23 protein-coding genes are annotated in these 19,998 nt (G+C 71.4%); 5 read left to right on the top strand and 18 right to left on the bottom strand.

Annotated features, from left to right (window positions below):
* Nucleotides 1–27 precede the first annotated feature (27 nt).
* The 4 genes from pcaC to pcaH are packed head-to-tail and all read right to left on the bottom strand — an operon-like array spanning nt 28 to nt 3,836.
* A complete protein-coding gene (gene pcaC, locus H4N58_RS00590; protein WP_167249510.1) occupies nt 28–1,236 on the bottom strand; it encodes a 4-carboxymuconolactone decarboxylase in 1,209 nt (402 codons plus the stop codon).
* Nucleotides 1,233–2,489, bottom strand: coding sequence for a lyase family protein (locus H4N58_RS00585; protein ID WP_167249512.1), 1,257 nt, complete (start codon nt 2,487–2,489; stop codon nt 1,233–1,235). Before H4N58_RS00585 ends, pcaC begins: the two co-directional genes overlap by 4 nt.
* A 4-nt stretch (nt 2,490–2,493) precedes the next feature.
* Nucleotides 2,494–3,051, bottom strand: coding sequence for a protocatechuate 3,4-dioxygenase subunit alpha (gene pcaG, locus H4N58_RS00580; protein ID WP_167249514.1), 558 nt, complete (start codon nt 3,049–3,051; stop codon nt 2,494–2,496).
* Complete coding sequence (pcaH, locus tag H4N58_RS00575) at nt 3,048–3,836, bottom strand: protocatechuate 3,4-dioxygenase subunit beta (protein WP_167249516.1); 789 nt, start codon at nt 3,834–3,836, stop codon at nt 3,048–3,050. Before pcaH ends, pcaG begins: the two co-directional genes overlap by 4 nt.
* Nucleotides 3,837–3,902: 66 nt before the next feature.
* Here pcaH and H4N58_RS00570 point away from each other — a divergent pair, with 66 nt between their 5' ends.
* Together H4N58_RS00570 and H4N58_RS00565 are read left to right on the top strand one after the other, a co-directional pair.
* Nucleotides 3,903–4,646, top strand: coding sequence for an IclR family transcriptional regulator (locus H4N58_RS00570; RefSeq protein WP_167249518.1), 744 nt, complete (start codon nt 3,903–3,905; stop codon nt 4,644–4,646).
* A gap of 112 nt (nt 4,647–4,758) precedes the next feature.
* A complete protein-coding gene (locus tag H4N58_RS00565; RefSeq protein ID WP_167249520.1) occupies nt 4,759–5,940 on the top strand; it encodes a 4-hydroxybenzoate 3-monooxygenase in 1,182 nt (393 codons plus the stop codon).
* Here the strand turns inward: H4N58_RS00565 and H4N58_RS00560 are convergent.
* Together H4N58_RS00560 and soxR are read right to left on the bottom strand one after the other, a co-directional pair.
* Nucleotides 5,937–7,136, bottom strand: a complete 1,200-nt coding sequence (locus H4N58_RS00560; RefSeq protein ID WP_167249522.1) for an enterochelin esterase domain-containing protein — start codon at nt 7,134–7,136, stop codon at nt 5,937–5,939. The two genes, H4N58_RS00565 and H4N58_RS00560, sit on opposite strands and share 4 nt — an antisense overlap.
* On the bottom strand, nt 7,133–7,600 hold the full coding sequence (soxR, locus tag H4N58_RS00555; protein WP_167000902.1) for a redox-sensitive transcriptional activator SoxR: 468 nt from the start codon (nt 7,598–7,600) through the stop codon (nt 7,133–7,135). The genes H4N58_RS00560 and soxR overlap by 4 nt, the downstream gene beginning before the upstream one ends.
* A 68-nt stretch (nt 7,601–7,668) precedes the next feature.
* Between soxR and H4N58_RS00550 the strand changes: the two genes are divergently transcribed.
* From H4N58_RS00550 to H4N58_RS00540, 3 genes are read left to right on the top strand one after another with little or no spacing between them, the layout of a single operon-like run.
* Entirely contained in the window at nt 7,669–8,361 is a 693-nt protein-coding gene (locus tag H4N58_RS00550; protein WP_167249524.1) for a thiamine pyrophosphate-dependent enzyme, read from the top strand.
* Nucleotides 8,358–9,260: a transketolase family protein gene (locus tag H4N58_RS00545; protein ID WP_220471283.1), complete on the top strand. Its 903-nt coding sequence runs from the start codon at nt 8,358–8,360 to the stop codon at nt 9,258–9,260. The genes H4N58_RS00550 and H4N58_RS00545 overlap by 4 nt, the downstream gene beginning before the upstream one ends.
* Nucleotides 9,257–9,523: a WhiB family transcriptional regulator gene (locus H4N58_RS00540; protein WP_167000898.1), complete on the top strand. Its 267-nt coding sequence runs from the start codon at nt 9,257–9,259 to the stop codon at nt 9,521–9,523. The genes H4N58_RS00545 and H4N58_RS00540 overlap by 4 nt, the downstream gene beginning before the upstream one ends.
* 298 nt (nt 9,524–9,821) lie before the next feature.
* Here the strand turns inward: H4N58_RS00540 and H4N58_RS00535 are convergent, their stop codons facing one another.
* The 12 genes from H4N58_RS00535 to H4N58_RS20285 form a co-directional block, all read right to left on the bottom strand.
* Nucleotides 9,822–10,256: a nuclear transport factor 2 family protein gene (locus H4N58_RS00535; RefSeq protein ID WP_220471282.1), complete on the bottom strand. Its 435-nt coding sequence runs from the start codon at nt 10,254–10,256 to the stop codon at nt 9,822–9,824.
* A gap of 75 nt (nt 10,257–10,331) precedes the next feature.
* Nucleotides 10,332–10,625 carry a DUF503 domain-containing protein gene (locus H4N58_RS00530; RefSeq protein WP_167000897.1) on the bottom strand — a complete coding sequence of 98 codons (294 nt, stop codon included), beginning with the start codon at nt 10,623–10,625 and terminating at the stop codon, nt 10,332–10,334.
* 2 nt (nt 10,626–10,627) lie between these two features.
* Nucleotides 10,628–11,143: a universal stress protein gene (locus tag H4N58_RS00525; protein WP_167000895.1), complete on the bottom strand. Its 516-nt coding sequence runs from the start codon at nt 11,141–11,143 to the stop codon at nt 10,628–10,630.
* 3 nt (nt 11,144–11,146) lie between these two features.
* The gene (locus tag H4N58_RS00520; RefSeq protein WP_167000893.1) at nt 11,147–11,617 is read right to left on the bottom strand and encodes a GNAT family N-acetyltransferase; all 471 of its coding nucleotides are present in this window, start codon (nt 11,615–11,617) and stop codon (nt 11,147–11,149) included.
* A gap of 63 nt (nt 11,618–11,680) precedes the next feature.
* Entirely contained in the window at nt 11,681–12,967 is a 1,287-nt protein-coding gene (locus tag H4N58_RS00515) for an RNA polymerase sigma factor (RefSeq protein WP_279587719.1), read from the bottom strand.
* A gap of 10 nt (nt 12,968–12,977) precedes the next feature.
* Entirely contained in the window at nt 12,978–13,412 is a 435-nt protein-coding gene (locus tag H4N58_RS00510; RefSeq protein ID WP_167000891.1) for a YciI family protein, read from the bottom strand.
* Between the two features lie 117 nt (nt 13,413–13,529).
* A complete protein-coding gene (locus tag H4N58_RS00505; protein WP_167000889.1) occupies nt 13,530–14,015 on the bottom strand; it encodes a hypothetical protein in 486 nt (161 codons plus the stop codon).
* A 96-nt stretch (nt 14,016–14,111) separates the two neighbouring features.
* Nucleotides 14,112–15,230 carry an acyl-CoA dehydrogenase family protein gene (locus tag H4N58_RS00500; RefSeq protein ID WP_167249527.1) on the bottom strand — a complete coding sequence of 373 codons (1,119 nt, stop codon included), beginning with the start codon at nt 15,228–15,230 and terminating at the stop codon, nt 14,112–14,114.
* A gap of 9 nt (nt 15,231–15,239) precedes the next feature.
* Complete coding sequence (locus tag H4N58_RS00495) at nt 15,240–16,415, bottom strand: acyl-CoA dehydrogenase family protein (protein WP_167249529.1); 1,176 nt, start codon at nt 16,413–16,415, stop codon at nt 15,240–15,242.
* A gap of 85 nt (nt 16,416–16,500) precedes the next feature.
* Entirely contained in the window at nt 16,501–17,655 is a 1,155-nt protein-coding gene (locus tag H4N58_RS00490; RefSeq protein WP_167249530.1) for a 3-deoxy-7-phosphoheptulonate synthase, read from the bottom strand.
* A gap of 370 nt (nt 17,656–18,025) precedes the next feature.
* Nucleotides 18,026–18,886, bottom strand: coding sequence for a DUF5926 family protein (locus tag H4N58_RS00485; RefSeq protein WP_167249532.1), 861 nt, complete (start codon nt 18,884–18,886; stop codon nt 18,026–18,028).
* A gap of 37 nt (nt 18,887–18,923) precedes the next feature.
* Complete coding sequence (locus H4N58_RS20285; protein WP_208322849.1) at nt 18,924–19,889, bottom strand: hypothetical protein; 966 nt, start codon at nt 19,887–19,889, stop codon at nt 18,924–18,926.
* Nucleotides 19,890–19,998: the final 109 nt, after the last annotated feature.

The following is a 19,998-nucleotide window of genomic DNA, read 5'->3' as shown; positions in this document are numbered from 1 at the left end:
ACATCGGTACGTTAGGTGAACAGGCTATCACGACTCGGGGTCGTGCTCGGCGAAAACGCTCTGCATCACCGACAGCGCGGAGTTGCTCACCGGGACCCCCGCATAGACGCCCGTGTGGATCAGCACCTCGGCGATCTCCTCACGGCTCAGCCCGTTGCGCAGCGCCGCGCGGACGTGCATCGCGAGCTCGCCGTCGTGACCGAGCGCGGCGAGGAGCGCGAGCGTGATCATGGAGCGGCTCCGCCTGTCGAGCACGTCGCGACCCCACACCTCGCCCCACGCGTAGCGGGTGATCAGCTCCTGGAACGGGCGGGTGAGCTCATCGGCACGAGCGGTCGCACGGTCCACGTGCGCATCGCCCAGCACCGCTCTCCGTACGGCCATCCCGCGGTCGTACGGGTCCGCCCCGTCCCCGATTTGGGCACTTTGCGACCGTTCCGAACGCGCCGTTGCGTCGTTAAGTGCCCGAATCGCGGACGAGACCTCGGCCGGCGACTCGGCGGGGGCGAGATGCGCGACGTCGTCGAGGAGGAGCAGACGGCCGTTCGGTACGCCGTCGGCGATCTCCTCCAGCTTCTCCGGCGGCGTCGCGGCGTCGTACGAGCCCGCGACGGCGAGCACGGGTACGGAGATCTCGCCCAGCCGGTCACGCACGTCGAAGACAGCCAGCGCCTCGCATACCTGCGCATACCCCTCGGCGTCCGCACGCTGCAGCACGTGCAGCAGCGCGGCACCGACGGCCGGCTCGCGCTCGAGGAAACCCGGGGTGAACCAGCGCTGCGCCGACCCGCTCACCATCACCGGCGTGCCGGAAGCCCGTACGGTCGCCGCGCGCTCGCGCCACATCGACTCCTCGCCGATCTTGGCGCCCGTGCACAGCACGACCACCGAACGGACGGCGTCGGGCGCGTCGAGAGCGAGCTGGAGCCCGACCGCGCCGCCCACGGAGTCACCCGCGTACGCGAAGCCGATGGTGTCGTCGCCTCGTGCCTCGCAGACCCCGCGCGCGAACGCCAGGACGCCCTCCGCGAGCTCGGCTATCGTGAACGCCTCGCCCACCGGCCCGCCGTCGTGCCCGGGCAGGTTCCAGCCGACGACGTGGAAGTCGCTCGCAAGCTCGGCGGCCACCGCGGACCACAGCGTCGTCGCCGACGTGCCGAGGGACGGGCCGACGAGCAGTAGCGGGAGCGAGGCGTCGCCGGAGAGCTCGACGCCGATGATGCGGGGGGTGGTCATGCAGACTCCAGGTAGGTACGGGCTCGGGTGAGGGCGGCGTCGACGAAGAGCGGGGCCGCGCCGAGGTACGGGGTCTCGACAGGCTCGACCAGCGGAGAGGGCGGCTCGACCGGCGGCATCACGCGCCGCATGGTGGCGCGTTCGGCGAGGACTCCCGTGCCCGCCGCGTCGAGGTTGAGGCGCATCCGCTCGTGGTCGACGCGCAACCCAGCGAGGAGCTCGGAGGTCTGCGACGCCGCGACGACGGCACGCCGCGCGAGCGTACGGACGGTGTCCCACTCGGCGTGCCAGGCGCCGTCCGGGCGCTGGTCGACCGCGAGCGCGGAGGCGGTGTGCAGCGTCGCGCCGAGCGCGGGAGCGGCGATCGCCGCACGGCGGACGAGGATGGAGAGGACGGGGTTCTGCTTCTGCGGCATCGTCGAGGAGCCGCCGCGCCCATCCGCCGCCGGCTCGGCCAGCTCGCCGACCTCTGGACGGCACAGCATCACGACGTCGGTCGCGACGTGGCCCCACGCGTCGGTGCAGGTGACGAGTGCGTCGCCGATGCGGGTGATCGGGGTACGCCGGACATGCCACGGGAGGACGTCCGCGAGGCCCAGCGCGCCCGCGGTCGCAGTGACGAGCCGCAACGACACCGCCTCGGGGTGCTCGAGCCCCCGCAGACGGGCCAGCTCCGTGCTCGCCGCGAGCGTCCCGGCCGCGCCGCCGAGCTGCGCCGGCAGCCCCGCACGCACGCGCGCCACCTCTTCGGCGGCGTCGAGCAGACCGTCGAGCCACGTGGCGGCCACGAGCCCGAACGTCGTCGGGACGGCGTGCTGCGCCAGCGTCCGGCCGACCATGACCGAACCGCGGTGCGTGCCGGCCAGCCGTACGAGCGACTCGACCTGGCTGCGCAGCTCGGACTCCACGCGGTCGAGCACATCGCGGACGCCCAGCACGAGCGCGGTGTCGACGACGTCCTGGCTCGTGAGGCCGCGGTGCAGCCACGACGCGGCGGCGGTGTCGCCGAGCCGCTCGCGCAGGAGACGGACGAGCGCGAGGACGGGATTGCCGCCACCCTCCGCCGCGACCGCGAGCGCATCCACATCGTCGTCGCCGACGAGACCGGTCAGATCGGCCGTCGTGGGCGCGACGCCCTCCGAGGCGAGGGCGTCGATCCACGCCTGCTCGACCTGCACCATCGCCGCAAGGACAGCCCCGTCGCTCACGAGCGCCTCGGCCCGCTCGTCGCCGGGCCAGAGAAGGTCCGCCATACGGTCAGTGTCCCGGAAAACGCAGGAAGACGGTCTCGTCCTCACCCTGGAGCCGGATGTCGAAGCACAGTCCCTGCTCGTCGCGTGCGGCGATCAGCGTGCCGCGACGGTCGTCCGGGACGGACGCGAGCAGCGTGTCGGCGGCGAGCGCGTCGGCGTCGTCGGGCAGGTACGCCCGCGTGAACAGGCGGTTCAGCAGCCCGCGCGCAAACACCGTGACGGCGAAGAACGCGGCCGCGCCGTCCTCGGTCGGACCGGGGGTCAGCGTGGAGAACGTGTACGACCCGTCGCGCGAGGTCGATGCGCGCCCGAACCCGGTGAACGTCCACCCGTCGCGACGCAGCGAGCCCGGCTGCTGCACGACGGAGCCGTCAGGCGCCGCCTGCCAGATCTCGATCAGCGCGTCCGGGATCGGCGCGCCCGCTCCGTCGTACACGGTCCCGTGCAGGCGGATCGCGCCGGCCGTGCCGGGAAGGACCAGGTCGCGGTCGCCCTCGTACGGGAGCGCGTAGTGGAAGAACGGCCCGACGGTCTGCCCGGGCGTGGGCGTGAGCGTGCTCATGCGTCGTCCTCCTCTTCCTCCATGTAGGTGCGCTGGCTGCCGGTCAGGACGATGTCCCACCGGTAGCCGGTCGCCCACTCGTGCGACGTCAGGTCGTGGTCGTACGAGGCGACGAGCCGCTCGCGTGCCTTCGTGTCGGTGATCGACTGATAGATCGGGTCGAGCGCGAACAGCGGGTCGCCCGGGAAGTACATCTGCGTGACCATCCGCTGAGTGAAGTCCGTGCCGAACAGCGAGAAGTGGATGTGCGCCGGCCGCCAGGCGTTGTGGTGGTTCTTCCACGGGTAAGGGCCGGGCTTGATCGTCTGGAAGCGGTAGTTGCCCTCGGCGTCGGTGAGGCAACGTCCGACACCGGTGAAGTTCGGGTCGAGCGACGCGGGGTGCTGGTCGCGCTTGTGGACGTACCGGCCGCCCGCGTTGGCCTGCCAGATCTCGACGAGCTGGTGCCGTACGGGGCGCCCCTCTCCGTCGACGACGCGACCCGCGATGACCATTCGCTCGCCGATCGGCTCCCCACCGTGCTGGATCGTCAGGTCGGCCTCGAGGGGGTCGACGTCGCGATGACCGAAGCACGGCGCCCAGCGTTCGATCGTCTCCGGATCGGCATGGTGCAGGTCCTTCGTGGGGTGGCGGAGGATGCTGCTGCGGTACGGCGGGTAGTCCAGCCGTGGCTGCGTCTCCTCGACGCCCGCACGCTGGTACGCCGCCTCGATGTCGGTGATCTCTGCGGTGATGTCGTCCTGGCTCGCCAGTGCACCGCCGGAGCTCGGGGCGGGTGAGGTCATGCCTGAACGCTAGGTGACGGCAGTCACGGCAGCGAGGTTAGGATTTCACTCAGTGGAAGGAGGGCGATGGCTGGGAACACGTCGAGCCCTGGTACGACGGTGGCCTCGCGGGTGCTCGCGCTGCTCGGCGCGTTCGATACGGAGCACCGCAGGCTGACGCTGACGGACCTCGCGCGTCGTGCTGGGCTGCCGCTGCCGACGGCGCATCGGCTGGCGGGCGAGCTGGTCGCGGCGGGTGCGTTGGCGAAGCGCCCGGACGGCCGTTACGTGGTGGGGCGGATGATCTGGGACATCGGGCTGCTCGCGCCGGTGGAGACCGGGTTGCGGCAGGTCGCCGAGCCGTTCCTGCACGACGTGTACGCGGCGACGCGCGCGACGGTCCACCTCGCCGTACGGGACGGCGACGAGGTGCTCTATCTCGAGCGGATGCGCGGCCGTACCTCCGTGCCCGTCGTGAGCTCGATCGGATCGACCCTTCCGATGCACGCCACGGGCGTCGGCAAGGTGCTGCTCGCGCACGCGCCGGACGACGTACGGGCTCGCGTGCTCGCGTCGTTGACGCGGGTCACGCGCTACACGGTCACGCAGCCCGGCCTGCTGGACGAGCAGCTCGTGCGGATCCGCCGCGACGGCTACGCGACCACGTACGAGGAGATGACGCTCGGCGCATGCTCGGTGGCGGTGCCCGTACGGCGTGAGGACGAGGTGGTCGCGGCCATCGGCATCGTCGTCGCGAACCTCAAGCGTGACCGCGCTCGGCTCGTCACCGCGCTGCAGGTCGCCGCCCAAGGCATCGGCCGCCAGCTCTAAGCGCCCCCGGGTCACTCCCTGGCGCCCGCGGGTCACCTGACATGGAGGCGCCGCTTTCGCCCAGTGGAAGGTCTGGTTCGCGGTGTGAGGTGCGGCACGATCCAATGACGCCATGAGCAACGACACCCTCCGTACCGAGGTCGCCATCATCGGCGGCGGCCCGGCCGGCCTCCTCCTCTCGCACCTGCTCGCCGCGGAGGGCATCGATTCGGTCGTCCTTGAGACCCGCAGCCGCGACTACGTGGCCGCGCGCATCCGCGCCGGGATCCTCGAGCAGAGCAGCGTCGACCTCCTCACCGACGTCGGACTCGGCGGGCGGCTCGCACGCGAGGGCGACCAGCACCGCGGGATCTACCTCCAGTTCCCCGAGGAGCGCCACCACCTGGACTTCGTCGACCGCATCGGCCGCAGCGTGTGGGTGTACGGCCAGACCGAGGTCACCGCCGACCTCGTCGCGGCCCGTGATGCCGACGGGCAGCAGTTCTTCTACTCGATCTCCGACACCGCGCTGCACGACGTCGACACCGATCGCCCGTACGTGACGTTCACCGACGCCGACGGCACGCCGCGACGGCTCGACGCGGTCGCGATCGCCGGCTGCGACGGCTCGTTCGGTCCGAGCCGCAGCGCGATCCCCGGCGGGACGACGTGGGAGAAGACCTATCCGTACGCATGGTTCGGCATCCTCGCCGACGTCGCGCCGTCGACCGACGAGCTCATCTACGCGTGGCACCCGAACGGCTTCGCGCTGCACTCGATGCGCTCGGAGACGGTGAGCCGCCTCTATCTCCAGGTCGAGCCCGGCACGGATCCCGCGTCGTGGTCCGACGACCGGATCTGGGACGAGCTCGCGACGCGGCTCGGGCACGGCCAGGACGGCTGGGAGCTCACCGCCGGTCCGATCACGGACAAGAGCGTGCTGCCGATGCGGTCGTACGTGCACGCGCCGATGCAGCACGGGCGGCTGTTCCTCGCCGGCGACGCCGCGCACATCGTCCCGCCGACCGGCGCGAAGGGGCTCAACCTCGCGATCGCCGACGTCGCGCTGCTCGCTCCGGCACTCACCGACCTGGTCCGCAAGAACGACGCGCGCCTCGCCGACGCGTACTCCGACACGGCGCTCCGCCGCGTGTGGCGCTGCACGCACTTCTCGTGGTGGATGACGACGATGCTGCATCGCACCGGCGACCCGTTCGAGGAGCAGCTCCAGCTCTCGCAGCTGCGGTGGGTGACGTCGTCGGAGGCGGGCGCGACGGGGCTCGCGGAGAACTACGCCGGGTTGCCGTTCGCCTAGCGCCCACCGAGCACGGCCCGCAGGCCGTCCGCGACGCCGCCGCGCCAGCAGGCGTAGTCGTGCCCGCCGTCGTACTCGGCGTACGACAGTCCCACCCCGGCCTCACGCAGCGCTCCGGCGAGCCGGCGGTGCGGCCCGAGCAGCACCCATTCCTGCAGGCCGACCTCGAGCGCGATCGCGGGTGAGCCGCGGGGTGAGCCACCGGACGGCAGCGCGGCCACTCGGTCCGCGAGGTCGTCCTGCCACAGCGACGCCGATGACGCCACCGCTCCACCGACGATGTCAGGCCGCGCCAGGGCGACCCGCAGGGCGGTCAGCGCGCCGAGGCTCTGCCCGATCACGACGACGTCCTCCGGGCGCTGACCGACGCCGTACCCCCGCCGCATCCACGGCACGAGCGCGTCGACGATCCACCGCTCGGCGCCGCCATCGCCGCCCATCTCGCGCCACCGCGCGTCCACACCGCCGGAGTCGACGAAGAACGCGGTCACCGGCGGGATCTCGCCCTCTGCAACCAGGTTGTCGAGCGTGGTCGGCAGGTCCTGCGAGGACGTCCACACTTCGCCGTCGAGCACGACGAGGGCCGGCCCGCCCGCGGCACACCCGGGCGTCCGGTGGACCCACACCGTACGACCGTCCGGGCCGTCGACGGTCTCGCACATGCCACGGTCGACGCCCGGACGCCGTGCGAGCCACCGCTGCGCGGGCGCGGCATCGAGCGCCACGACCGAGTGCGCCACCCCACCCCGATTGAGACACGTGTCGCCGTTGCGCGGATCGGGCAGCGCGCGGTCGAGCGCCGTCCGGATCGCGACCTGGTCATCCTCGGCGACCCAGGGCGCCCGCTCGCCCGCGCGTCGCACCACGAACCCGTACGAGGCACGCCACCCGCGGCTGACCCGGTACGACAACGTCCAGAGGGTCGTCCCCGACACGCGGCGCATCAGGCTGTCGGCGAGATGGGTCTCGTCGGTGATCCGGTTGACGAACAGCAGCACGTCCTCAGCGTCCGGGTCGTCCCACAAGAAGGTCACGATCGCCGACGCAGGATCGTCGGCAGGCTCCACGTACGGCATCGCGGGCGCGCGGCGCCACAGCGCGGTCGCGTCGGCAGCCGCCGGCTCCACGCCCAACGTAGGGCTCACCGCGACCGGCGGCCGGGTCGGGCGCGGGACCTTCGGGGGAGTGTGCCTCACGCCTTCATCGCATCCGCCACCGTGTCGCCGTCGAGGTAGCGCGCCCCCGGACCGAGCCGCGCGGCGCGGTCGCCCGGGTTCGACAGCGCGCACCGCTGCAGCGACAGGCACCCGCATCCGATGCACCCGTCAAGGTCGTCGCGCAGCCGTTCAAGCTCGGCGATCCGCGCGTCGAGCCGGGGCCGCCACGCACGCGAGAGCCGGGTCCAGTCCTTCTTAGTCGGCGTACGTCCCTCGGGCAGGGTCGCGAGGGCATCCCTGATCTCGTCGAGCGTCAGCCCGACGCGCGAGGCCGTACGGACGAAGGCGACCCGCCGCAGCATGCTGCGGACGTATCGCCGCTGGTTGCCGGTCGTGCGCTCGGACGCGATCAGCCCGAGCGACTCGTAGTAGCGCAGCCCCGACGCCGCGACACCGCTGCGTTGCGAGAGCTCGCCGATCGTCAGGTGCGGCTCGGGGGTCACCGTGCCTCCTCGGGAGCTTTCATGGCCGGGCTTGATCTCAAGTGCACTTGAACTTGCACGATACCTGCATGAGTACGACGACCGTCCCGCCACCCGTCTTCGACCTGCTCTCTCGCGTCACCGGGGACGAGAAGCACGACCCCAGCGCACACTCGACCCTCGATGTCGTCTGGGTCCTGTACGACCAGGTGCTCGACGTGGCGCCGGACCGCATCGACGACCCGGACCGCGACCGCTTCCTCCTCTCGAAGGGCCACGGCCCGGCCTCGACGTACGCCGTCCTGGCGGCCAAGGGCTTCTTCCCGGCCACCTGGCTCGACGACGTGGCCGGCTGGGACTCACGCCTCGGCCACCACCCGGACCGCACTCTCGTGCCGGGCATCGAGATCGGCAGCGGCTCGCTCGGCCACGGCTTCCCGCTCGCGGTCGGTACGGCGCTCGGACTGCGGCTCCGAGGCAGCATGGCCCGCGTCGTCGTCCTCGTCGGTGACGCCGAGCTTGACGAGGGGAGCAATGCCGAGGCGATCGCGATCGCGGGACGCTTCGGCCTCGACCGCCTCACGTGCGTCGTCGTCGACAACCGCTCCGACAACCACGGCTGGCCCGGCGGGATCGGCGCACGCTTCGCGGTCGAGGGCTGGGTCACCGCCGACGTGGACGGGCACGACCACGCCGCCCTCCGTACCGCCCTCGGCCGCACCGACCCCGAACGGCCGACCGTCGTCGTCGCCCGCACCGTCGCCGAGGAGGCCGCCGCATGATCCGCCCCACGATGCGCGAACGGTTCTATGCCGAGCTCGGGCCGCTCCTCGACGACGAGCCCCGTACGGCGGTGGTGCTGGCGGTCATCGGCGCAAGCATGCTCGGCGACGCCTCCGCACGGCACCCCGAGCGCGTGATCGACGTCGGCATCCGCGAGCAGGCGATGGTCGGAGTCGCGGGCGGGCTCGCCCTGACCGGCATCCGGCCGATCGTCCACACGTACGCGCCGTTCCTCGTCGAGCGCGCGTACGAACAGGTCAAGCTCGACCTCGGGCACCAGGACGTCGGCGCCGTCCTCGTCAGCACCGGCGCCTCGTACGACGCGAGCACCGCCGGCCGTACCCACCAGGCGCCGGCCGACGTCGCCCTCCTGTCGGCGCTGCCCGGCTGGACCGTCCACGTCCCCGGGCACGCGGACGAGCTGGTGCGGATGCTGCGGCGCGCCGCACGGACCGACGACCGCGCGTACGTCCGCATGTCGACGCAGCAGAACGCGCAGGCCTATCCGGCCGACGGCCTGCTCCACCTCATACGGGGTGGCGCGCACACCCGCCCGCTCGTCGTCGCCGTCGGCCCGATGCTCGACACGGTCGTCGAGGCAACCCATGACCTGCCGGTCCGCGTCGCGTACACGGCGACGCCGCACCCCTTCGACGCACGGGGCCTGCGGACCCTCGTCGGCCCGGCGCCGGTCGTCGCCGTCGTCGAGCCGTACCTCGAGGGCACCAGCGCTGCCGCCGTCTCCGCCGCGCTTGCCGACCGCCCCAGCCGGGTGGCGTACGTGGGCGTGCCGCGCGACGCCGAGCTGCGTCGGTACGGCTCGCCGAAGGACCACGCCGCCGCGCACGGCCTCGACGCCGCCGGCATCCACGCACGCGTGAAGGAGCTCGTCCGATGACGGCTGCCGCCCGCGCCGCGCTCGACGCACCGGACGTCCCCTGCCGCGTCCTCGGCCCCGACCTGTGGTTCGCCGAGCACACCGACGACGTGGAGCGGGCGAAGGCGCTGTGCCTGCAGTGCCCTATCCGCGACCTCTGCCTCACCGCCGCGATCGAGCGGCGCGAACCGTGGGGCGTATGGGGCGGCGAGGTGTTCGCGAAGGGGGCGCCCGTCGCGTCGAAGCGCGGGCGAGGGCGCCCCCGCGTCCGCGAGGTCGCCTGAGGGATCGCCGTACGGTCAGCCATCGCGCCGCTCCGCGTCCGTCCCGAAGCCGTCCAGCCCCTGCCGCTCCTCCAGCGACATCAGCTTTTCGAACAGGGTGATCTGGAGCCGGGGTTGCTGGTGTGTTCTGCACTCATATCCGCGGGCTAGGCCTTGATATCAATGTGAAGGTCAAGCCGGCCCGTTCACTTTCCGTTGGGCCCAACGGAAAGTCGAGGCCCCACCGGAAGCATCCGGTGAGGCCTGCCGTTTGCGGTGGGGCCCGACCGGACGCGGCGCCGGAGTGACCCGCGAGCGGTCAGCCGAGGATGGACGCCGGCGCGAGGCCGGCCTCGACCATCGCGCGGTTCATCGCGTCGCGCATCGCCTGGACGGCCGAGAGCGGGCGGAGCATCACCGTGAGCTCGTCGACGAGCCCGTCCTCGTCGAGGTGCAGCATGTCGATGCCGTGCACGGCCTTGCCGTCGACCGTCGCGCGGAACACGAGGATCTCCGCCGGCACCTCGTCTCCCTCATCGGCCAGCGACCCCGAACCGTCGAGCTCGCCGACGTAGCGGAAGTCCTCGAAGACGACCATCACGAGCGACAGGACCTGCTTGACGAGGTCGCGTCCCTGGAACGGCGAGAACTTCACCGGGCTGTGGAATGTCACGTCGCTCGCCAGCACGCCGTCGAACGCGTCGACATCGCGAGCCTCGACAGCGGCACGGAAGCCCTCTGCGGTGTTCGCCACGACCACCATCTCCTGAGTAGTCAACAAAGTGAGTAACCAGGACCGTACGCTGCGACCGGCAGCGGACGCAAGACCTCAGTCGTCGGTGTTGAAGAACGCGCGGTGCGCCGACAACAGCTCCACCTCGGGCCGGCCCGCGACGAACTGCTCGACCCGATCGAGCACCTCGATGACGTGACCGTTCTCGCCGGCCACGACCGCGACACCGATCGCCGCGCGCCGATAGAGGTCCTGCTCACCGGTCTCGGCGACCGCGACCTCGAACGTACGGCGCAGGTCAGCGACCAGCGGGCGTACGAACGCGCGCTTCTCCTTCAGCGTGTGGACGTCACCGAGCAGCAGGTCGAACTCGATCGTGCCGACCCACATGGTCAGGCGTCGTCGGAGAGGCTGGAGTCCAAGACGTTGCGGGCGGCCGGCGACGCGTCGACGCTCTCGGGGTGGACCACGATGACCGTCGCCTGTGCGTGGCGGACGACCTGCTCGCTGACCGAGCCGAGCACGAGCCCCTTGAAACCGCCGAGACCGCGGCGTCCGACGACCACCGTCGACGCCTTGTCGGACGCCTCGATGAGCCGCGGAGCGGGCTTGCCGTGCACGGCGCAGGTGCGGACCTCGACGCTCGGGTAGTCGGCGACCAACGGCGCGATGTCCTCGTCGAGCCGCTCGACCACGGCGCCGGCGAAGTCCTCGAGGGGCGGCATGTAGCCGGGCTCCCACGTCTTCGGGCGCGGCGCGGTCGTGAGGACCCAGGCGCGGGTCACCGTCACGGGCTGGCCGGTCAGGTTGCCGTATTCGAGCGCCCAACGCACCGCCTGGTCGGAGAAGTCGGATCCGTCGTGGCCGACGAGGATCCCGCCGTCGAAGTCGATCTCCTTGGTGGTCATACCTCAAACTATCGCGCAGCGCTCAAGATCAGTGAGCCAGACTCCCGGCGCCACCTCGCGTTCGGCGACCCGTACGAAGCCGTGCTGCGCGTACAGCGCCAGCGCGGGCGCGTTCGCGCTGCCGGTCGACACGATCGTGCGGCGCGTGGGCTCCCACGCGGCCAGCGTCTCGAGCAGGAACGACGCGACGCCGCGGCGATGAGCGGTCGGGGCGACGACGAGTCGGAACACGTCGACGGTCCCGTCCTCGAGCACGTCCCACGAGACGGCGCCGACCAGCCGGCCGCCTTCGTACGCGCCGAGGAATGACTCCTTGCTTGCGCGCAGCTCGTCGAGCGTCTCGTGCAGCATCGGCAGCTCGGTGAACCCGATCAGCTCCGCCTCGATCGCGTACGCCGCCCTCTGCACGGCAAGCACCTCGCGCGCGACGTCCTCGTCGGACACGTCCACCGGCAAGATCTCGAGGTCGTCCACGACGCCACCGTACGGGGCTGCGGTCGTCCCCTCCGTCGACGCCGTCCTCCGCCGCCGCTGGGGTCAACGCCCGGCCCGCTCCTGCGCGGCAGCTGCCAGCTCGAGCAGCGCGCGGCGGTCGTGCGCGTTGCCGGCCAGCGCGGCCGCCGCCTCGAACTCCGCAGCGGCCTCGCCGTCCCTCCCCAGCCGCACGAGAAGGTCGGCGCGGACACTCGGGAGCAGGTGGTAGGAGCGCAGCCGCGGGTCCTGCCGCAACGGTTCGAGGACCGTCAACCCTTCGGAGGCCCCGTACGCCCGACTGACCGCGACCGCGCGGTTGAGCTCGACCACGGGCGACGGATTGAGCGCGGCGAGACCGTCGTACAGGGCGACGATCCGCTCCCAGTCCGTGTCCGCTGGCGTCGCGGCGCGCGCATGGCACGCGGCGATGGCGGCTTGGAGCGTGTACGGCCCGAGCGGGCGGCCGAGCGCGACCGCCCGGTCGAGCGCGCCGAGCCCGTGCCGGATCAGCGTGCGGTTCCACCGCGAACGGTCCTGGTCGTCGAGCAGGACCGGCTCACCGTGCCGGTCGGTACGAGCGGCGAAGCGCGACGCCTGGATCTCCATCAGCGCGACCAGCCCGTACGGCTCTGGCTCGCGCGGCAGCAGCGCGGTCAGGATGCGCCCCAGCCGCATCGCCTCGCCGCACAGCTCGTCGCGGATCAGCCGGTCGCCGGAGCTGGCCGAATAGCCCTCGTTGAAGATCAGGTAGACCACTTCCAGCACCGCCTCGAGCCGCTGCGGAAGTTCTCGCGCGGACGGCACCTCGAACGGCACGTGCGCCTCGGAGAGCGTCTTCTTGGCCCGCGAGATCCGCTGACCAACCGTCGCCGACGGCGCGAGGAACGCGCGCGCGATCTCGTCGGTCGAGAGACCGCCGAGCATCCGCAGCGTGAGCGCGACCTGCGCGTCCCGCGCGAGCACGGGGTGGCACGCGACGAAGACGAGACGTAGCACGTCGTCGCCGACCGGGTCCTCGACGACTGCCTCAGGGTCCGGCGTCGCGGCGCGGCGCTGCTCGTCGAGCTCGGGGGCGAGCACCGCGTACTTCTCCCGGCCCTTCTGCTCGCGACGCACCTTGTCGACCGCGAGGTTGCGTGCGACCTTCGTCAGCCAGGCCGCCGGGTTGTCGGGAACACCGTCACGCGGCCACTTCTCGAGCGCGATGACCAGCGCGTCCTGCGCGAGGTCCTCGGCATAGCCCACGTCGTTCACGACGCGGACGAGCCCGGCGACGACGCGCGCCGACTCGATCCGCCAGATCGCGTCGATCGTGCGCCGTACGTCGGGCATCCGTGCGCTTCCCGTCACCTGGGCCGCGTCAGGACCCGTGCTGCTGCTGGATCTGCTCGCGCAGGTGGTCGTCCTGCTCGCGCAGCTCCGGGGTGTACTCGTCGCCGAAGTCTGCTGCCTCGTGGAGGGGGCGCAGCTCGAGCTGGCTCGGCTCGGACGGATCGTGCGGGCACCGCTTTGCCCACTCAACGGCCTCCTCGAAGGACTTGACCTCCCAGATCCAGTAGCCGGCGAGCAGCTCCTTGCTCTCGGTGAACGGCCCGTCGACGACGCGGGTCTCGCCGTTGCCGAAGACGACGCGAGCGCCGTCACTGCTGTTCTTCAGCCCGTCGCCGTCCAGCATGATGCCGGCCTTGACGAGCTCCTCGTTGTACGTGCCCATCGCCTCGAGCATCTCGGTGGTGGGCATCTGCCCCTCCGCCTCCCACGCCGGCGTGGACTGGACCATGACCATGACTCGCATGACGTTCTCCTTGTCGGATGAGACCGTTTCGACCCTAGTGCCGAAGCGGTTCCTCACCCCTACGCCGAACGAGACGCAGGTTTTTCGACACGGTCACGGACTTTTTCTGGACAGCGGTCAGGGGAGCGTGACGCGCGCCTGGTTGCCGCCGGGGTCGCAGTGCTTGCCGTTGGGGTACGTGGGCTCGGCGGTCACACGCGTAGCGGCGCGGTGGGCTTCGCTGCCGTTGGCCCTCGTGACGACGGCGGTCACCTCGACCTCCTCGGCGGGGAGCGCCGGCGCCTCGACGAAGCCCTGCATCGTCCCGTCCGAGGTCATGACCGCGCTGCACACGGAGTCGGGGTCGTCGCCGTCACACCCCTCGTCGACCGCAGTCTGGCCCGGGGTGAGCGGTGACTCCGCGTCGACGCATTCGCCGACCCAGCAGACGCGGGCCCGGACGGCGACGGCCCCAGCCGCGAGCGGGGGCTCGACCACGACGGCGATCCCGGCCGACGACGCGATCATCGTGCACGCACGCGCCGCCCCGTCGTCGGCGCCGGCACCGCACGCCATCAGCAGCGCGAGCGGCGCGGCCGCCCACGCCGTACGAAGTCGCGTCATGGCGGAACAGTAGCGGTGAGCCACGTCTGCCGGTGGTGAGCGACGGTTGTCGTCGTGGCTCACCGGTGGCGGACGTGGCTCACCGGGGGGTCTGCGTCAGTGCAGCAGCTCGACGATGCCGCGGTCGGCGACGCCGTCGGTGATCCGCGCGAGGTGGTACGCCTCGTTGCCGAGGGTGCGGTCGAGGACCGTCAGACGTGCGGCGTAGTGGCCGATCGAGTACTCCGCCGTCACACCGATGCCACCGTGCAGCTGGATCGACTCCTGGCTGATGTGGCGCCCCGTACGACCGAGCTCGGCCTGCAGCCGCGAGCCGACGAGCGCGTCAGGTCCGCTCTCGGCCAGCGACATCGTCGCCCACGTCGAGATCGAGCGGGCGAGCTCGAGCGAGGTGTACATGTCGGCCGCACGGAAGGTCAGCGCCTGGAACTTCGACAGCGTGACCCCGAACTGCTTGCGCGTCTTGAGGTAGCCGACGGTGGTCTCGACCGAGACCTCCATCGCGCCGATCGCCTCGGCGCCGTACGCGGTCTGCAGCCGCACGAACGCCGACGCGAGCGCCTCCTCGCCGGCGTCGCCGAGCGGAGTCGCCGCGGCACCCGAGAGCACGATGCGGGCCGCGTACGAGTCATCGGGCGTCGAATACGTCGTACGGGAGACGCCTGTGGCGGTCGCGTCCACGACGAACAGGCGGGTCGCGTCGACGTCCTTCGCGCTCACGATCAGGACGTCCGCGGCGCCACCGTGGCGTACCGGCTCCTTGACTCCGTCGAGGGTCCAGCCGTCACCGTTCGACGTCGCGGTCACCCCGTACGCGGCCGTGCCGTGCGGGGCACGCGGCTCGGTGTGCGCGACGACGGCGATCAGCTCGCCGGCGGCGATCTTGGGCAGCAGCTCGCGCTTCTGCTCCTCCGACCCCGCATCGGCAATCAGCTGGCCGGCACCGACGACGACGTCGATGAACGGCTCCGGAGCGAGCACGCGCCCGATCTCCTGGGCGACGATCCCGACCTCGACCGCAGTCGCACCGGCACCGTCGTACGCCTCGTCGAACGGCAGGCCCAGCAGACCCATCTCGGCGAGCTTGCCCCAGACCTCGCGGTCCCAGCCAGGCTCGGTGGCAGTGATCTTCTCGCGATTGCCGACCGACTCGCCGAGGATGCCTCGGACCGCGTCACGCAGCGCGAGCTGCTCGGTGTCGTACGTGAAATCCATGTCAGTCCCTCACAGTCCCAGGATCGTGCCGGCGATGATCTGGCGCTGGACCTCGTTGGACCCGCCGTAGATCGACACCTTGCGGAGGTTCAGGTAGGTCGGGACCGAGTCGCCCGCCCATGCCGGCACGTCGGAGTCGTCACCGGCACCCGCCGCGAGGACGTCCGCGCCGGCGACGTCGACCGCGAGCTCGGAGACCGCCTGCTGCAGCTGGGAGCCGGTCAGCTTGAGGATCGACGAGACCGGGTCGGGCTTGCCGTCCTTCGAGGCCGCGGCGACCCGCAGCGCGGTCAGCTCCAGCGAGAGCAGCTGGTTCTCGAGCGACGCGAAGCGGGTCGCGACCGCCGGGTCGTCGATCGGGCGGCTGCCATCGGCCAGCGACGCCGACGCGTGCTCCTTGAGCACCTGCAGGCGCAGCTTGGTGCTGCCGGTCGCGCCGATGCCGTCTCGCTCGTTGCCGAGGAGGAACTTCGCGTAGTCCCACCCGCGGTTCTCCTCGCCGACGAGCTGGTCGGCCGGGACGCGCACGTTGTCGAAGAAGACCTCGTTGACCTCGTACCCGCCGTCGATCAGCTTGATCGGGCGCACCGTCACGCCTGGGGTCGACATCTCGAACAGCACGAACGAGATGCCCTGCTGCTTCTTGGGGGCGTCGGGGTTGGTGCGGACCAGGCAGAAGATCCAGTCGGCGTACTGGCCGAGGGTCGTCCACGTCTTCTGGCCGTTGACGACCCACTCGTCGCCGTCGCGCACCGCCGTCGTCCGCAGCGACGCAAGGTCGGAGCCGGCATCGGGCTCGGAGAACCCCTGGCACCACCAGATGTCGAGGTTGGCCGTCGCCGGAAGGAAGCGCTCCTTCTGCTCCTGCGAGCCGAATGTCGCGATCACCGGGCCGACCATGCTCGCGTTGAACGGCAGCGGCGAGGGCACCCCCGCGGTCTGCATCTCGTCGAGCCAGATGTGGCGCTGCAACGGCGTCCAGCCCCTGCCGCCCCACTCGACGGGCCAGTTCGGCACGGCGTAACCGCCGGCGTTGAGCACCCGCTGGGTCTCGACGATCTGCTCCTTGGTGAGCTCCTCGCCGTGACGGACGGCGTCGCGGATCTCCTGAGGAACCTTGGTGGTGAAGAACTCCCGCAGCTCCTGCTGGAGCTGCGCGTCCTCCGCTGACAGCGCGAGCCTCATGTTCGCTCCCTGATGGCGTACGTGGTGGCGGCCACTCTCTAGGTAAGCGGCCGCTTAGAACCCTACCCGGGGGTAGGTCGTCAGCCTAGGCGCCCTCCCCGCCGCTGGCTGAGCCCGTCGAAACCCGCACCCCGCTGGTTGAGCCCGTCGAAACCCGTCGGGCCGCCGACGCCGTCGCCAGCTCCTCGAGCAGGTCCGCGGTGACGTCCCACCCGATGCACGCGTCGGTCACGCTCTGTCCGTACGTGAGACCGTCCGGCGCCGGCGCCTGCTTGCCCGGTACGAGGAAGCTCTCCAGCATCACGCCACCGATCCCGCGGTCGCCGGCCGCGACGTCGTGGGCGATCTCGCGCACCACGGCGGCCTGGCGGACGTGGTCCTTGCCGGAGTTGCCGTGGCTCGCGTCGACGACGAGGCGCTGCGGCATCCCCACGGCGGCGAGCAGCGCCAGCGCGGCCCGCCGCGAGTCGGCGCCGTAGTTCGGCCCGGAGTGCCCGCCCCGCAAGATCACGTGGCAGTCGGGGTTGCCGCTCGTCGAGACCGCGCACGCACGCCCCTCGTCGTCGATCCCGAAGAACGTCTGCTCGGCGGCTGCTGCGCCGCACCCGTCGATCGCCGCCTGGACGGAGCCGTCGGTCGCGTTCTTGAACCCCACCGGCATCGACAGGCCCGACACGAGCTGGCGGTGCACCTGGCTCTCCGGCGTACGAGCCCCGATCGCGCCCCACGAGACCGCGTCGGCGAGGTACTGCGGGCTCGTCGGCTCCAGGAGCTCGGTGCCCGCCGGCAGGCCGGTCGCGAGCACGTCGACCAGGACGGAGCGGGCCAACCGGAGGCCGCGGCGTACGTCGTACGACTCGTCCATGCCGGGGTCGTTGATCAGTCCCTTCCAGCCGACGGTCGTGCGCGGCTTCTCGAAGTAGACCCGCATGACGATCTCGAGCTCGTCGGCGTAGGCCTCGCGCAGCGGAGCGAGCCGGTGGGCGTAGTCGAGCGCGGCGCTGGGGTCGTGGATCGAGCACGGCCCAACGAGGACCAGGAGCCGGTCGTCGTGTCCGGCCATGATCGACGCGGCGGCATCACGCGAGCGCGCCACGAGTCCGGCTGCGGCGTCGCCGAGCGGACGGGACGCCACGACGTCACGCGGCGGCTCGAGGGGATCGAGGCTGCGGACCCGCAGGTTGCTCGTCGTACGACCGCGGGCCGCGGCGGTGCTCGGGGCCGGGTGCTTCACAGACATCAGGTGCTTCCTCTCGGCGGCGCCTGATCCTGAGCCGGCACCGCCACGAATGACGAAAGGCACGGACCGTGTGGTCCGTGCCTGTGCTGGCTTTGCTGAGCGAGTCGGTCTATGAGGCGCCGACCGCTGGCTGCACCAGCACGTCGCGCCCATAAAATCGTCCGCTCATCACGTCGACGACGCTAGCACGCGCAGTGGCGAGCCCTCCCGGGCACCTGTGGATTTCCAGGGAATTGGAAACCCCAGCCGCTGCTGACGGGGGATACAGCAACGACCGGGGCCTGAAGACGACTTTAAGGCATCCTGAACAGTCGTACAAGTGGCGACTTCGTGACCTGGATCACGCTGACGAATTTTGTGGTGTTTTGGTCTACCGAACCGTGATCTGGCGGTTCGCGAGACCGTTGCGCGCACCCCGCTGCTCGGTGGTGAGAGGCGTCGAATCGGCCAGGGCTTCCTTGAGTCGACCTTCAAAAGCCACTGAAGGGCCCTCCAGTTCGGCTGCAGGCGTCGGCTCGTCCATCTCCCACACGGGGACGAGGAGGCCGTGCGCGCGGAACGACCCGATCAGGCGGACGTGCTCGCCGAGCCGGTCGTCACCGGCTGCACGCAGCCGTGCCAGCGCGGTGAGCAGCTCGTCCTCGTCGTACGGCATCACCCAGCGGAGGAACTGGCGCTCGCCGAGCTGCGTCCAGTACGCCGCGTCGACCTCCTCGAGCCGGACGGTCGGCGAGACGATCTCGTTGGCCTGCTCGATCGCGGCCGCGACGTCACCCGTCGGGTCGTCGATGCCGGCGGTCCAGAAGTCGAACCCCTCCTGCACGTCGACCTCGAGGTCGGAGTCCGTGTCGACGATGTCCTGGAGACGCTCACCGACACCCGGGTCGGCGAGGACGATCTCGGTGCCGGGCTCGGTCTCGAGACCCTGCAGGATCACCGCGGCCAGGTCACGGCTCACGTCACCGAAGTTGTGCGTCACCTGCAGCCCGACCCAGATCTCGCCGTCGGGGCGCACCAGGCCGGCCGACGCGGACGGCAGCAGCGTGATGAACCGGACCGACCTGTCGGCGGCCAGGCCCTCGCGCAGCCGGAGGGATGCGGTCGCGGCCGGCACGAACTCGCGCAGTGCCACCAGGTCGCACTCGCCCGGGATGCCTTCGAACGTCCGGGCGCGGAACGGCATCCGCTCGACCTTCTCCGGCTTCACCCGACGGCGGGAACGCTTGCCCATACTTCTTCTCCTGAGTTCGGTGAGGGTGACCGTGTGGTCACTGACGCTCGGACGGGCCCTGCGGCGGGTACGGCGGCTGGCCGGGCTGCGGCCCGTACGGCTGGCCGGGGCGCTGCGGCGGCTGCCCGTACGGGGGCTGCTGGGGCTGCTGCGGCGGCTGACCATAAGGCGGCTGCGGCTGCCCGTGCGGCGGCTGACCATAAGGCGGCTGCGGCTGCCCGTGCGGCGGCTGCTGAGGCGGCGGGCTGGGCTGACCGTACGAGGGACGAGGGAACTGCTGCGTCGGCTCGGGCTGGCCGTACGGCTGCTGCTGCGGCTGTGACTGCCCGTACGACGCGCTCGGCTCGGGGCGTGCCTGCGTGGACGTCCCGCTGCCGCGGGTGGCAAGCAGCGCGAGGACCCCGAGGACGAAGCCGAGGGCGACGACGACCATCCCGCCTCCGACCAACAGGTAGCCCGTGACGGCGCTGTCGACGTCCTCCGCGTCCTCGACGCCGCTGGTCATGACGGCTCCGGCGACGGCGACGGCAACACCGACGGCCGTCAGCCCGAGCCCGGCCCAGCCGAGCGCGACCCGGCCACGGCCGTTGAGGATCGCGAGGATCCACAGCAGGACCGCGATCACGAGCACGACAACCGTGCCGACCACGAGGACGGAGTTGAGCGAGTCGCTGTCCTCGGCGACGCTGCGGCTCACGCTGGACGGGTCGTCGGCAAGATCGGCGAAGATGCCGCGCCGCGCGGTGAGCGCGTACACGGCGTAGCCGAGCGACACCAGTGCGCCGATCACGAGACCGATCAGTGCCACCGTGCCCCACGGCGACGGCTGCTCCACGTCACGGCCGCTGGAGGTGGGAGGCGCGTGCGGCGTCGACCAGTGCGGCTGCGGCGAGGCGGGCTGCGGGACGCCCGGCTGAGGGCCGCCCCAGCCGGGTTCGCCAGAGGGCTGACCGGAAGCTCCCCCGTACGGGCGACCGTACGGGTCCTGCGGGCCTTGCGACATGGTGGTGTTCCTCCTCGGACCGGCGAGCAAGCGTGCGACCGGCGAGCCAAGCCTAGCCAACCAGGGGCTTCTCGAGCCTCGACCCCGGTACGGCCTTGCCATCGCCTGG

Origin of the sequence: Mumia sp. ZJ1417 (genome assembly GCF_014127285.1) — a bacterium.
Taxonomy (GTDB): Bacteria; Actinomycetota; Actinomycetes; order Propionibacteriales; family Nocardioidaceae; genus Mumia.
Note: the sequence above shows the minus strand (reverse complement) of the source record. Positions and strands in the feature narration are given on the sequence as shown.

What these genes read in the sequence shown, in the direction of transcription:
- pcaC (WP_167249510.1), bottom strand. Translation starts at nt 1,236, where the DNA reads ATGACCACCCCCCGCATCATCGGCGTCGAGCTCTCCGGCGACGCCTCG.
- H4N58_RS00570 (WP_167249518.1), top strand. Translation starts at nt 3,903, where the DNA reads ATGGCTGGGAACACGTCGAGCCCTGGTACGACGGTGGCCTCGCGGGTG.
- H4N58_RS00490 (WP_167249530.1), bottom strand. Translation starts at nt 17,655, where the DNA reads ATGTCTGTGAAGCACCCGGCCCCGAGCACCGCCGCGGCCCGCGGTCGT.
- H4N58_RS00525 (WP_167000895.1), bottom strand. Translation starts at nt 11,143, where the DNA reads ATGACCACCAAGGAGATCGACTTCGACGGCGGGATCCTCGTCGGCCAC.
- H4N58_RS00495 (WP_167249529.1), bottom strand. Translation starts at nt 16,415, where the DNA reads ATGAGGCTCGCGCTGTCAGCGGAGGACGCGCAGCTCCAGCAGGAGCTG.
- H4N58_RS00485 (WP_167249532.1), bottom strand. Translation starts at nt 18,886, where the DNA reads ATGGGCAAGCGTTCCCGCCGTCGGGTGAAGCCGGAGAAGGTCGAGCGG.
- H4N58_RS00505 (WP_167000889.1), bottom strand. Translation starts at nt 14,015, where the DNA reads ATGACGCGACTTCGTACGGCGTGGGCGGCCGCGCCGCTCGCGCTGCTG.
- H4N58_RS00500 (WP_167249527.1), bottom strand. Translation starts at nt 15,230, where the DNA reads ATGGATTTCACGTACGACACCGAGCAGCTCGCGCTGCGTGACGCGGTC.
- H4N58_RS00530 (WP_167000897.1), bottom strand. Translation starts at nt 10,625, where the DNA reads ATGTGGGTCGGCACGATCGAGTTCGACCTGCTGCTCGGTGACGTCCAC.
- pcaG (WP_167249514.1), bottom strand. Translation starts at nt 3,051, where the DNA reads ATGAGCACGCTCACGCCCACGCCCGGGCAGACCGTCGGGCCGTTCTTC.
- H4N58_RS00510 (WP_167000891.1), bottom strand. Translation starts at nt 13,412, where the DNA reads ATGCGAGTCATGGTCATGGTCCAGTCCACGCCGGCGTGGGAGGCGGAG.
- H4N58_RS20285 (WP_208322849.1), bottom strand. Translation starts at nt 19,889, where the DNA reads ATGTCGCAAGGCCCGCAGGACCCGTACGGTCGCCCGTACGGGGGAGCT.
- H4N58_RS00540 (WP_167000898.1), top strand. Translation starts at nt 9,257, where the DNA reads ATGACGGCTGCCGCCCGCGCCGCGCTCGACGCACCGGACGTCCCCTGC.
- H4N58_RS00585 (WP_167249512.1), bottom strand. Translation starts at nt 2,489, where the DNA reads ATGGCGGACCTTCTCTGGCCCGGCGACGAGCGGGCCGAGGCGCTCGTG.
- H4N58_RS00550 (WP_167249524.1), top strand. Translation starts at nt 7,669, where the DNA reads ATGAGTACGACGACCGTCCCGCCACCCGTCTTCGACCTGCTCTCTCGC.
- pcaH (WP_167249516.1), bottom strand. Translation starts at nt 3,836, where the DNA reads ATGACCTCACCCGCCCCGAGCTCCGGCGGTGCACTGGCGAGCCAGGAC.
- H4N58_RS00545 (WP_220471283.1), top strand. Translation starts at nt 8,358, where the DNA reads ATGATCCGCCCCACGATGCGCGAACGGTTCTATGCCGAGCTCGGGCCG.
- H4N58_RS00565 (WP_167249520.1), top strand. Translation starts at nt 4,759, where the DNA reads ATGAGCAACGACACCCTCCGTACCGAGGTCGCCATCATCGGCGGCGGC.